Raw genomic sequence first — 12,275 nt, forward strand, 5'->3', positions numbered from 1 at the left:
GCCGCCGGGCCGGGCCGCGCGGTCGGCGCTGCGGGGTGCCCCTCCCGGCCTCGCCCGAGCGGGGCCCGTGACGCCGTGACCCCGCGTGGGCCGCGACGCCGCGGCCTTGCGGGAGCTCGGCAGAATGGGGGCATGACTTCCCCGCGCTCCGTCGCTCCCGTCGTCGGGTTCGATCTCGACATGACCCTCATCGACTCCCGGCCGGGCATCCACGCCGCCTATGTGGAACTGGCCGCCCGCAGCGGGACGTACATCGACGCGGATCTGGTGGTGACGAGGCTGGGGCCGCCGCTGGAGGACGAGATGGCCCAGTGGTTCCCGGCCGAGCGGGTCGCGGTGATGGCCGATCTGTACCGGGAGATCTACCCGGAGTACGCCGTCACCCGCACGTCCGCGATGCCCGGCGCACGGGAGGCGGTCGAGGCGGTGCGGGCGGCGGGCGGCCGGGCGATCGTGGTCACCGCGAAGTGGGAGCCGAACGCCGAGCTCCACCTGACGCACCTGGGCATCGAGGCGGACGCCGTCGTCGGCAACCTGTGGGCGGAGCAGAAGGCGGTGGCGCTGCGCGAGCACGGCGCCGGCGTCTACGTGGGCGACCACGTCGGAGACGTCCGCGGCGCCCGTACCGCCGGCGCGCTGTCGGTGGCCGTCCCGACGGGCCCGTGCGGCGCGGACGACCTGCGTGAGGCGGGCGCCGACGTGGTCCTGCCGGACCTGACGCACTTCCCGGCCTGGCTCACCGCACACGTGGCCGCCGGAGCGGCCTGACCGGAGTCCGCCGCGCCCGGAGTCCGCCGCGCCCCGTCGGCTACCGCGCCCCGCGCGCCTGCCGGCGCCCGGCGGCGACGGACCGCAGCACTCCCGCGCCCGCGATCAGGAACCCGACGCCCATGAGCATGCTCAGAACGAACATGTAGGTCGGAAACGGCGTCGTGCCGAGGAACAGCGGGGCCACGGTGACCAGTGTGGCCACGGCGCCGATGAAGAACACGATGGCACCGGCACGGATCAGTCGGTCACCGGGAGCGGCGGAATTCGTTTGGGTTTTGTCACGCACCCGACCAGGGTAGTTCCCAGCGCGAAGGAACAACCGGGAGACGTCTTGTCACCCGGGCGAAGACCATTAGCCTTGGTAGCGGCGGGTCGAGGTCGACCCGCCGCGGTGTTGTCAAGAGCCGTTTCCCCTGCAATTTTCCCGACGAGTACGAGGACGAGGACAGACGTGCCCACCGGCAAGGTCAAGTGGTTCAACAGTGAGAAGGGCTTCGGCTTTCTCTCCCGTGACGACGGCGGTGACGTCTTCGTCCATTCCTCGGTCCTCCCCGCCGGAGTCGAGACACTCAAGCCGGGCCAGCGCGTGGAGTTCGGCGTCGTGGCCGGACAGCGCGGTGACCAGGCGCTCTCGGTCGTGGTCCTCGATCCGACGCCCTCGGTCGCGGCGGCCCAGCGCAAGAAGCCGGACGAACTCGCTTCCATCGTCCAGGATTTGACGACCCTCCTCGAGAACATCACGCCGATGCTGGAGAAGGGCCGTTACCCCGAGAAGAACTCCGGCAAGCAGATCGCGGGTCTGCTGCGCGCCGTCGCCGACCAGTTGGACGTGTGACCGGAAGGCGTCGACCCGTTCACGGGAAATCGAGTGACCGCGGGCCGAGGGGCGGCACCAGCCCCTCGGCCGCCGCACGCGTGAGGAGTCCGCGTACGGCCGCGTAGCCGTCCTCGCCGAGGTCGGCCGTGAACTCGTTGACGTACAGCCCGATGTGCTGGTCGGCGACGGCCGGGTCCATTTCCTGGGCGTGTTCCATGACGTACGGGCGCGATGCCCCGGGGTCGTCCCAGGCGGCGCGCACCGAGGCGCGGATGGAGTCGGCGAGGCCGGTCAGGGCCGCGGCGCCGAGCGACCGCTTCGCGATGATGGCGCCGAGCGGGATCGGCAGCCCGGTGGTGGACTCCCAGTGCTCGCCCATGTCCGCGAGTTTGTGCAGTCCGTAGTTCTGATAGGTGAAGCGTGCCTCGTGGATGACCAGGCCCGCGTCGACCTTCCCGTCCCGCACGGCCGGCATGATCTCGTGGAAGGGCATGACGGCGATCTCGCCGACCCCGCCGGGCACCATGTCGGCCGCCCACAGCCGGAACAGCAGGTACGCCGTCGACCGCTCGCTCGGCACGGCCACGGTCCGGCCGGTCAGCCCCGCGGCCCCGGCGGCGGGCGAGGCGCCCGCGCCCCCGGCCTCCCGGGTCAGCACCAGCGGCCCGCACCCCCGCCCCAGCGCGCCCCCGCAGGGCAGCAGCGCGTAGTCGTCGAGGACGTACGGCAGCACGGCGTACGACACCTTGAGCACGTCGTGCTCGCCGCGCTCGGCCATGCCGTTGGTGAGGTCGATGTCCGCGAACGTCACGTCGAGCGCGGGCGCGCCGGGGACGCGGCCGTGGGCCAGGGCGTCGAAGACGAAGGTGTCGTTCGGGCAGGGGGAGTACGCGATCTGCAAGGGGTCACCGGTCATGTGGGTTCCAACTCTCCAGGACGGGTGCGAGCTTCCCGAAGGCCGTCGTCAGGGCGGCCAGCGCCTCGCCGATGCGCCAGGCGGCGCGGTCGCGCGGGCCCACCGGGTTGGAGACCGCGCGGACCTCCAGCACGGGCACGCCGTGCGCGACGGCGGCCTCGGCGACGCCGAAGCCCTCCATGGCCTCGGCGAGGGCCCGCGGGTGGCGGGCCCGCAGCGCGGCGGCCCGGGCGGCGGTGCCGGTGACCGTGGAGACGGTCAGGACGGTGCCGGTGCGCGCCCCGGTGGCGGTCGCGACCTGCCGCACGAGGGACTTCGGCGGATGGTGGGTGACGGTGCCGAAGCCCAGCTCGGTCACCGGCAGGAAGCCCTCGGCGGTCTCCGCGCCCAGGTCGGCGGCGGTGATCGCGTCGGCGACGACCAGGGAGCCGACGGGCGCCTCGGGGAGGAACCCGCCGCCGATGCCGGCCGAGACGACGAGGCCGTACGGCGTGCTCTCCAGGGCGGCGGCGGTGAGGGCGGCGGAGACGGACGCGGCGGCGAGGGCGGGGCCGACGCCGGCCGCGAGGAGGTCGTACGCCGCGCCGGTGCGGTGCAGGGTCGCACCCGGCCCGTGCACCGGGCGGCCGGGCTCCGGCAGGGCCCGTGCCACCGCGTCCCGTTCGGCGGGGACCGCGGTGGCCACGAGGACGCGGACGGAGGACGTGGTCAGTCGTCCTTCTTCAGCTTGAACGACCACAGGCCGGTGACCGCCTGGCTGTCCTTCTTGCCGTCGCCCGCCTTGATGGAGACCAGGGTCGAGTCGCCCTGGGCGCCGTACTGGGCGTTGAAGAAGACGCTGCCCGGGATGGTGCGGTAGGTCTTGGTGCTGTCCTCGGTGAGCGGCTGACCGTTCATCAGGATCGTCCAGCGCTGGTCGGCGACCTCCGGGTCGACGCCGAAGCGGACGGTCTCGTCCGGGTCGACGGTGATGGACTTGATGTCCTTGTCGGCCAGGCACTTCGTCAGCTCCGCGGCCTTGAGGACGCCGTCCTCACCGCCGCAGGTGGCCTCCGAGCTGACCGAGGAGGAGCCGACGGTGATCGTGGACAGCGGGGTCGGCTTGTCACACGCCGACAGGACGAGCAGTCCGGCGGAAACGGCGCCGGCGGCGGCGACGGCGCGGCGGCGTCGCACAACGGATCGCATCGAGGTCATGGGGCGAAGGCTATCTGGCACGTCCGGCGCTCCTTCTACGTGGGGTGCGGCGCGGCCGCGGGTTACGCCACGCGGGCTCGGGCCCGCCCGCCCGGCCGGGCGGCTTCCGGGCGGGGCGGGACGCTGTACCGGGCGGGACCGGCGCGGTGCCGGGCGCGGCGGGCGGTGGGGCGAGGTCAGGCGATCTTCGTCCGGGGCGGCCCCTTGCGCCGGGCCGAGCCGATCAGGCTCCGTGCGGTGGCCGCCCAGCCGGCGGCGATGACCAGGGCGGCCACGGACAGCCCCAGGGCGCCGTTCAGCGGCATCACGATGCCGACCGCGCCCCCGAACACCCACGACATCTGCAACAGCGTCTCCGAGCGGGCGAACGCCGAGGTGCGCACCAGTTCGGGCACGTCCCGCTGGATCAGCGCGTCCAGGGACAGCTTGGACAGCGCCTGCGAGAAGCCGGCGACGGCCGTCAGGCAGGCCACCAGGAACGCCCCGAAGAAGACCGCCGCCGTGATCGCCGCGCCCAGCACGACCGCGACCACGGTCACGATGATCAGTTCCGGGGCGCGTGAGCGCAGCGCCGCGCCCACGGAGGTGCCCAGCGCGTTGCCGACGCCCGCCGAGACGGCCACGATGCCCAGCGACACCGCCGCGCCCTGCCCGGTCAGCGGGTGCTCGCGCAGCAGGAACGCCAGGAAGAACGTCAGGAACCCGGACAGCCAGCGCAGGGACGCGTTGGCGCCCAGGGCGTGGGTGACCGCGCTGCCGACCGTCCGCAGGCCGGGGCGCTTGACCGGACGGATGTGCGGGCCGTGCAGGTGCTCCTCGTCGGCCGCGAGCAGCGCCCGGTCCTCGCCCTTGGCCGAGTCCACCTTCGGGGGCAGCGAGAACGACAGGAACGTCCCCACGACGAAGATCACGAAGGCGCCGTAGAGCGGGTAGCGCGGGCCGAGGAGCTGGAGGCCACCGCCCACCGGCGCGGCCACACCGGTGGCCAGGAGGCCGCCCAGGGTGACCCGGGAGTTGGCCTTGACCAGCGAGAAGCGCGGTGGCAGCAGGCGCGGCACGACGGCGCTCCTGACCACGCCGTACGCCTTCGAGGCCACCAGCACGCCGAGGGCCGCCGGATACAGTTCGAGACTGCCGCTGACGACGGCGCCGGACAGCACCAGGGCGAGGAGCGCCCGCGCGGCCATCGCGCCCGCCATCGCCGCGCGGCGGCCGTGCGGCAGCCTGTCGAGGAGGGGGCCGATCACCGGGGCGAGGAGCGTGAACGGGGCCATCGTGACGGCCAGGTAGAGCGCCACCCGGCCGCGGGCCTCGTCGGTGGGGACCGAGAAGAACACGGTCGAGGCGAGCGCGATGGTGATCATCACGTCGCCCGCGCCGTTCACGGCGTGCAGTTCGATCAGTTTGCCGAGCCCGGACTCGCCCGCGCCGTGCGCGTGCGTGGCCCTGCGGATGCCACGGGCGGTTCCGGTGAACGGCAGGTGCAGGGCACGGCCGATCGCGCGGACGGACCCGTTCACCCGGCCCGAACCGCTCACCCGGTTCCTCCCCTTGTAGCCCTTCGCCCCACCGGTCCCGGTGGCGCCCTGGGGTGTCCTTGCGGCTGCCACTCCGCCATAGTGCCCCGAGAAACCGGGATGTAGCGCGGTTGCCGCACGTATGGGCGCGCACTTTCCGGTTGACGGCCGGTCTCGCGGACGGCCCGTGCACGGCGTGCGCAGGGGCCGGGCCCGGGCCGGCACCGGGGGTCCGGGGCGGGGCCGGCGGGGGGACGAGTGCGCGGAAACTCGGCGCGGAGTGCCGTAGAAGGACCGTCGGTGTGGGATGAGCGGCCGCGAACAGGTAGCGTGCGTATCTCAGCCATCCCCCACAATGGATGGCACAGGTGCGCCCGAGCGCGATCGGACGCGGACGTCGACGCGGCCCACTGGTCCGCTCCGTCCGCTCCGCCGCCGGTGGCAACCGCACCCGAGTGACGGCGTAGGAGAGAAGCGATACCTGTGAGCGCAGCGACCACGCGAAGCCGCACCCCCGACCGCCTGTGCGCCGAGGCCGTCGACCTCGCCCGCGCGGCGGCAGAGGAGGCCGCCGCGCCCGGCGTGGTCGGGGAGCACGTAGGGGTCCTCTCCGAGGGCGACCGGGTGGTGACGCACTTCTTCGAGTGCAGGGAGCTCGGCTACCGGGGCTGGCGCTGGGCGGTGACCGTCGCGCGGGCCTCGCGGGCGAAGATCGTGACCCTGGACGAGGTGGTGCTGCTGCCCGGTCCGGACGCGGTGCTGGCCCCCGAGTGGGTCCCGTGGAGCGAACGCCTGCGCCCCGGCGACATGGGCCCCGGCGACCTCCTCCCCACGGACGCGGACGACCTGCGTCTGGAACCCGGCTACACCGGCGAGGACGCCCCGCTGTCCGGTTCGCCCGTCTCGGAGGAGATGGCGGAGCTGGCGGAGGCCGAGGACGCCGAGGTGACGGCGGCGCCGCCCGCGTTGCTGCCGGCCGTCCCGTCCCGCGGCTCCATCCCCGCGGTGGCGGAGGAGCTGGGGATGCGCCGGGCGCGCGTGCTGTCGCGCTACGGCCTGCACACCGCCGCCGACCGCTGGGAGGAGGCGTTCGGGGCCAAGACCCCGATGGCGCAGGCGGCGCCGGCCTCCTGCGTCAGCTGCGGCTTCCTCACGCCGATCGGCGGCTCCCTCGGGCAGGCCTTCGGGGTCTGCGCCAACGAGTTCTCCCCGGCCGACGGGCGCGTGGTGTCGCTGGCGTACGGCTGCGGCGGGCACTCGGAGGCGGCGGTCATGCCGAAGCCGCCCCGGCCGGCCCTGCCGGTGATCGACGAGAACCGGGTGGACCCCTTCCCGCTGCGGCCGGCCCCGGACTCCGGTTCGGTACCGGCGGTGACGGACGAGGAGTCGGCGGAGCTGGGCCACTCCTAGGGCCTCTCGTTCGGATCACGCCGGGCTCGCGGGGTCCTGCGCCGCCCCTTCCCGGCCCGATCCCGGGGGCTGCCGCCCCGGACGGGCCGGGACACCCGACCGTCACCCTTCGTCCCACCGGGGCGGGTGGTGGGGGAGCACGGGCCCGGGGGTCCGGGGGGCGGAGCCCGCTGGACGGGGCGAGGGGGCCGGGCCCCTCGGTGGGAAACCGGCGGAGCCGCATCGCGGTACCTTCGAGCTCACGGCGATGAGGAGAGTGAACCGACGTGAGCAAGTTCGTGCGGCCCGCGGCCGAGGGGGCCGATCCGTTCGGAACGGCCCGACTGCGGCGCGGAGTGCTGGACGCCTGGGCCACGAGTCCCGCCCGTTTCCGGGAGGACGCGAACGCCGAGGAGGATCTGGCCCTCGGCGGCTACCGGGACCGCCTCGTCGTCGAGCTGGCGCAGAACGCCGCCGACGCGGCCGCCCGCGCCGGCGTGCCCGGCCGGCTGCGCCTCACCCTCCGCGAGGGCGTCCTGGTCGCCGCGAACACCGGCGCCCCGCTGGACGCGGCCGGTGTCGAGTCGCTCTCCACCCTGCGCGCCTCCGCGAAACGCGAGGCCCACCGGTCGGCGGTCGGCCGCTTCGGCGTCGGCTTCGCCGCCGTTCTCGCCGTCACCGACGAGCCCGCCGTGGTCGGCCGGCACGGCGGGGTCCGCTGGTCCCTGGCGGAGGCCCGCGTGCTGGCCTCCGAGACCGCCCGCCACAGTCCAGGCCTGGGCGACGAGATCCGCCGCCGCGAGGGCCATGTGCCGCTGCTGCGGCTGCCCTTCGCCGCCGAGGGCACCGCCCCCGATCCCTACGACACGGCCGTCATCCTGCCGCTGCGCGACACCGCCGCCGCCGATCTCGCGGAACGGCTGCTCACCGCCGTCGACGACGCCCTCGTCCTCGCCCTGCCGGGCCTGGAGGAGGTCGTGATCGAGGTCGGCGACGCGGCCCCCCGCACCCTGCGCCGGGACACCGACGGCGCCCTCACGGTCGTGTCGGACACGCGGGAGGGCACGACCCGGTGGCGGATCGCCGCCGCGCACGGGCCCCTCACGCCCGACCTGCTCGCCGACCGGCCGGTGGAGGAGCGGCTGCGGCCCCACTGGTCGGTGACCTGGGCCGTACCGGTCGACGCGGACGGGTCCCCGGCCCGGCCCCGCACCAGCCCCGTCGTGCACGCGCCCACCCCCAGCGACGAGCCGCTCGGCGTGCCCGCGCTGCTGATCGCCTCCTTCCCCCTCGACACCACCCGGCGGCACGCGGCGCCCGGCCCGCTCACCGACCACCTCGTGCAGCGGGCGGCGGACGCGTACGCCGGACTGCTGGCCGGCTGGCGCCCGGTGACCGCCGGGCTCATCGACCTCGTGCCGGGCCCGCTGGGCAAGGGCGAACTGGACGGCGCCCTGCGGCAGGCGATCCTGGAGCGGCTGCCGCGTACGGCGTTCCTGCCGCCCGCCGCCGAGCCGGTGGAGGGCGACGACGAGTTGCCCGAGGCGCTGCGGCCCCGGGACGCGGAGGTCGTCGAGGGCGCGGGCGCCGACACCGTACGGGTGCTCGCCGAAGTGCTGCCGACGCTGCTGCCGGCCGGGCTGGAGCGCCGGGTGGAGCTGCGCACGCTCGGGGTGGCGCGGGTCCCGCTGGCCGACGCGGTCGACCGGCTGGCCGGGCTGGAGAAGGACCCGCAGTGGTGGCACCGGCTCTACGAGAGCCTCGCCGGGGTCGACCCCGACCGCCTCTCCGGCCTGCCGGTGCCCCTCGCCGACGGACGGACGACGATCGGCCCCCGCCAGGTGCTGCTGCCCACCCCGGACGAGGGCCGGCTCGACACCGAGGTCCTCGCCCGGCTCGGCCTCAAGGTCGCGCACCCGGACGCCGCGCATCCGCTGCTGGAGAAGCTGGGGGCGCTGCCCGCGACCCCGCGCGCGGTCCTGACCACCCCGCAGGTGCGGGCCGCCGTGGCCGCGTCCCTGGACGACGACCGCGGGGCCTGGGACGACCAGGACACGCCGGACGCGGAGGAACTGGCCGACACCGTCCTCGCGCTGGTGCGCGACGCGGGCCTGGAACCCGGCGAGGAGCCCTGGCTGGGCGCCCTCGCGCTGCCCGACGAGGAGGGCGAGCTCGCCCCGGCCGGCGAACTCGTCCTGCCCGGCAGCCCGTTCGCGCAGGTCATTCGCGAGGACGAACTCGCCTCCGTCGACCCGGAGCTGGCCGAGAAGTGGGGGGAGCAGCCGCTCGCCGCCTGCGGCGTCCTCGCGGACTTCGCGCTCGTGCGGGCCACGGACGTCGTCCTCGACCCGGACGAACTGGAGCCCCGCGAGGGCGACTTCGCCGAACCCGACGACGCGGGACTGCTGGACGCCGTGGACGTCTGGTGCGAGGACATCCTCGACCGCTTCCCCGACACGCCCGTTCCGCCGGTCGCCACCGAGCTGGTCGCCGTCCGCGACCTCGACCTCGTCGACGACGACCACTGGCCGCAGGCCCTCGCCCTGCTCGCCCGGCCGCCCCTGCGCGACGCCCTCACCCAGCCGGTCCGGATCCTGCTCCCGGACGGCACGCACGAGGTCGTACGCCCCTACACCGCCTGGTGGTTGCGCGGCCACCCCGTCCTCGACGGCCGTCGCCCGGCGGGCCTGCTCGCGGCCGGCGGCGACCCCCTCCTGCACGGCCTGTACGACCAGGCCGACGCGACCGGCTTCGACGACGAGCAGGTGCTGCGGGCCCTGGGCGTACGGACGTCCGTGGCCGCCCTCCTCGACGAGCCGGGCGGCGCGGCCGAACTGCTCGACCGCCTCGCGGACCCGGACCGCCCGGTGAGCGCCGCCCAACTGCACGGTCTCTACGGCGCGTTGGCCGAGCTGGACCCGGAACAGGTGACCCTGCCCGACGAGCTGAGGGCGGTCGTCGACGGCCGGGTCGAGGTCGTCGACGCGGCCGACGCGGTCGTCGTCGACTCCCCCGACCTGCTGCCCTTCACGGCGGGCGTCCCGCTGCTGCCCGTACGGCCCGCGCGGGCGGCGGAGCTGGCCGAGCTGTTCCAGGTCCGGCGCCTCAGCGAGTCCGTGACGGGCGAGATCCACTCCGAGGGCACCGAGCACGACGTCCCGGACCCGGTACGCACCCTCCTCGGCCCGCGCACCCCCGCCACCTACGTCGAACACGAGGAACTCGTGGTGGACGGCGTGGAGATCGACTGGCGCCTGACCGGCGACGGCGTGCTGCACGCCGCCACCCTGGAGGGCGTCGCCGCCGGCCTGGCCTGGGCGGCCGGCCAGTGGCCCCGCCGCTTCGAGGTGGCCGCCCTGCTGGAAGACCCCTCCAGGACGGGCGAGTTGGCACGGGACCGCTGGTTCGACTGAGCGACCGCCCGCACGGGCGGGGTGCCCCGGATCCACCGGGGCACCCCGAGCGGGTCCGTCCGCGCGTCCGGGTCCCCACGTCCGAGCGTCCGGGCTTCCGCACGAAAATCTCCATCACTTTCGTACAACCCTTCACATCCGTCGTGCATCTGATCATGTGAGCCAACAGGCTCCGTGATCACCTGGGTCCTGCGCGATGACGATCCGTGAGGAACACCGCCGGCCAGGACCCTCTCTCCTCCCGGGGGAATGCATGCGCATCCGCGCCACCGTGGCCGCCGTTTCCGGTGCCCTGGCCCTGTCCGCCCTCGCCGTTCCGGCCGCGCAGGCCGACGACCCCTCGTACCGCGAGAGCGCCGCCGCGGCCTTCGCCGCCGCCCACGGCACCTCCGGAAAGTCCGCGTTCACCACCGCCGTCGACGGCGACCTGAACGTGTCCTTCTCCAACTTCAAGATCGCCGCCGCGGTCAAGGTCGGCACCACCAACCACGTCGCCACCACGGTCACCTACAAGCTGACGCACGGCGCCGAGGTGGACATCCACGCCGAGGACTTCGCCACCGGCCCGTACATCTACAAGGGAGCGTTCGCCGACCCGGACAACATGCTGTTCGGCAACTACGCGGCCACCTGCACCGACACCTCGGCGACCACCGCCACCTGCAAGGGCAACATCGACGTCTACCCGGCCGACGGCGAGCTGCTGAACTCCGACGCCGGCAGCTGGAAGGGCGGCGGGCTCGCCCTCAACTACACCACCGACGACTACGCCGACCAGGGCGGCCTCGGCTCCACGCTGGTCCAGCGCAACTCGAAGCTGACCGTCAACGCCTCCCCGGAGCCCGTCGCCAAGGGCAGGACCATCACGGTCACCGGCAAGCTGTCCCGCGCGAACTGGGAGGACAACCTGTACCACGGTTACTCCACCCAGCCGGTGAAGCTGCAGTTCCGCAAGAAGGGCAGCAGCACCTACACCACGGTCAAGACCATCAACACCACCACGACGGGCGCCCTGAAGACGACCGTCAAGGCGACCGCGGACGGCTACTTCCGCTACAGCTTCGCGGGCACCTCGACCACCCCGGCCGTCAGCGCCGCGGGCGACTTCGTCGACGTGCGCTGAAGCGACTGACACCACCGAGGCAAGGCCCGCCCCCGCACCCGGCGGGGACCGGGCCGTCCCCTCGCACACCCATCCCAGATTCTCCGAGGAACCTGCATGCGCGTACGCGCCACCACCACCGTCGCCGCCGTCATCGGCGCCGTCGCCCTCTCCGCCCTCGCCGTGCCGGCCGCGCAGGCCGCGCCGGCCGGCCCGGCGGTCACCTTCTCCAACCTCAAGGTCAACGGCGGCAAGCCCGTCGTCGTCGGCCCCACGGCCCAGGTCACGGTCACCGCGACCTACACCGTGACGAAGCCCGCGAGCCTGAACCCGAACGCCCTCGGGACGGTGCCGGTCCTCTACCGCGGCGCCACGCTCGGCCTGACCTCCGACGACCTCATCGGCGGCGACGACGCCGGCACCTGCACGACGGTCTCCTCGACGGTCCTGAAGTGCACGGCCAAGATCCAGTTCCGCCCGAAGGCCACCTCCGGCGAGGACATCGACCTGGTCAACAGCCAGGCGGGCAGCTGGAAGCTGGGCGCCCTCGCGGCCAACGAGAGCGGCGGGCTCACCTGGCAGGGCGGCCTCGGCGCCGCCAAGCTGCTGCGCGCCTCGAAGCTGACCGCCGACGCCACCCCCGAGCCGGTGAAGAAGGGCAAGACCCTCACCGTCACGGGCAAGCTGTCCCGCGCGAACTGGGACAACAACACCTACGCCGGGTACTCCGCCCAGCCGGTGAAGCTGCAGTTCCGCAAGAAGGGCAGCACCACCTACACCACGGTCAAGACCATCAAGACGAGCACGACGGGCGTCCTGAAGACGACCGTCAAGGCGACCGCGGACGGCTACTTCCGCTACACCTTCGCCGGCACCTCGACCACCCCGGCGGCCACCGCCACGGCTGACTTCGTCGACGTGCGCTGACCCGACCGACAGACAGAGGGCCCGGCTCCGCAACCAGCGGAGTACGGGCCCTTCCCGTCCGCGAGGGCGCGGCGGCGTCGGACCCGCGGCGGCGTCGGGACCGCGTCTGCGGCGTGATCCAAACGACAGGCCCTAGGGCGTGTTTCGAAAGTCCCGTCTGCCCGGCGACGCCTGGCACGCACGCTCGCCGCGTTGTCGGGATCGCCCCGATACAACCAGTATCGGG

11 protein-coding genes are annotated in these 12,275 nt (G+C 74.1%); 6 read left to right on the plus strand and 5 right to left on the minus strand.

What is annotated here, in order from left to right; all coding sequences use genetic code 11:
* Positions 1–132: 132 nt before the first annotated feature.
* Positions 133–768, plus strand: coding sequence for a haloacid dehalogenase-like hydrolase (locus tag AB0N31_RS27890; protein WP_366061185.1), 636 nt, complete (start codon positions 133–135; stop codon positions 766–768).
* Between the two features lie 40 nt (positions 769–808).
* Here AB0N31_RS27890 and AB0N31_RS27895 read toward each other — a convergent pair whose 3' ends face one another.
* Positions 809–1,057, minus strand: coding sequence for a hypothetical protein (locus tag AB0N31_RS27895; RefSeq protein ID WP_366061186.1), 249 nt, complete (start codon positions 1,055–1,057; stop codon positions 809–811).
* A gap of 165 nt (positions 1,058–1,222) precedes the next feature.
* Here AB0N31_RS27895 and AB0N31_RS27900 point away from each other — a divergent pair, with 165 nt between their 5' ends.
* On the plus strand, positions 1,223–1,606 hold the full coding sequence (locus tag AB0N31_RS27900) for a cold-shock protein (protein WP_366061187.1): 384 nt from the start codon (positions 1,223–1,225) through the stop codon (positions 1,604–1,606).
* Between the two features lie 19 nt (positions 1,607–1,625).
* Here AB0N31_RS27900 and AB0N31_RS27905 read toward each other — a convergent pair whose 3' ends face one another.
* From AB0N31_RS27905 to AB0N31_RS27920, 4 genes are all read right to left on the minus strand, one after another.
* Entirely contained in the window at positions 1,626–2,504 is an 879-nt protein-coding gene (locus tag AB0N31_RS27905; protein ID WP_366061188.1) for a 1,4-dihydroxy-6-naphthoate synthase, read from the minus strand.
* Positions 2,494–3,243, minus strand: a complete 750-nt coding sequence (locus AB0N31_RS27910; protein ID WP_366061189.1) for a futalosine hydrolase — start codon at positions 3,241–3,243, stop codon at positions 2,494–2,496. Before AB0N31_RS27910 ends, AB0N31_RS27905 begins: the two co-directional genes overlap by 11 nt.
* Positions 3,213–3,701, minus strand: coding sequence for a DUF2771 domain-containing protein (locus tag AB0N31_RS27915; RefSeq protein ID WP_363086788.1), 489 nt, complete (start codon positions 3,699–3,701; stop codon positions 3,213–3,215). Before AB0N31_RS27915 ends, AB0N31_RS27910 begins: the two co-directional genes overlap by 31 nt.
* A 176-nt stretch (positions 3,702–3,877) precedes the next feature.
* Positions 3,878–5,311 carry an MFS transporter gene (locus AB0N31_RS27920; RefSeq protein ID WP_366061190.1) on the minus strand — a complete coding sequence of 478 codons (1,434 nt, stop codon included), beginning with the start codon at positions 5,309–5,311 and terminating at the stop codon, positions 3,878–3,880.
* Between the two features lie 390 nt (positions 5,312–5,701).
* On the opposite strand from AB0N31_RS27920, the gene AB0N31_RS27925 reads away from it, so the two are divergent.
* The 4 genes from AB0N31_RS27925 to AB0N31_RS27940 all read left to right on the plus strand — a co-directional run bounded on the left by AB0N31_RS27925 (position 5,702) and on the right by AB0N31_RS27940 (position 12,049).
* On the plus strand, positions 5,702–6,628 hold the full coding sequence (locus tag AB0N31_RS27925; RefSeq protein WP_366061191.1) for a DUF3027 domain-containing protein: 927 nt from the start codon (positions 5,702–5,704) through the stop codon (positions 6,626–6,628).
* A gap of 266 nt (positions 6,629–6,894) precedes the next feature.
* Positions 6,895–10,020, plus strand: a complete 3,126-nt coding sequence (locus tag AB0N31_RS27930) for a molecular chaperone Hsp90 (RefSeq protein ID WP_366061192.1) — start codon at positions 6,895–6,897, stop codon at positions 10,018–10,020.
* A 253-nt stretch (positions 10,021–10,273) separates the two neighbouring features.
* Positions 10,274–11,143 carry a hypothetical protein gene (locus AB0N31_RS27935; protein WP_366061193.1) on the plus strand — a complete coding sequence of 290 codons (870 nt, stop codon included), beginning with the start codon at positions 10,274–10,276 and terminating at the stop codon, positions 11,141–11,143.
* A 96-nt stretch (positions 11,144–11,239) separates the two neighbouring features.
* Positions 11,240–12,049: a hypothetical protein gene (locus tag AB0N31_RS27940; protein WP_366061194.1), complete on the plus strand. Its 810-nt coding sequence runs from the start codon at positions 11,240–11,242 to the stop codon at positions 12,047–12,049.
* Positions 12,050–12,275 lie beyond the last annotated feature (226 nt).

The organism is Streptomyces sp. NPDC051051 (genome assembly GCF_040682975.1).
Taxonomy (GTDB): Bacteria; Actinomycetota; Actinomycetes; order Streptomycetales; family Streptomycetaceae; genus Streptomyces.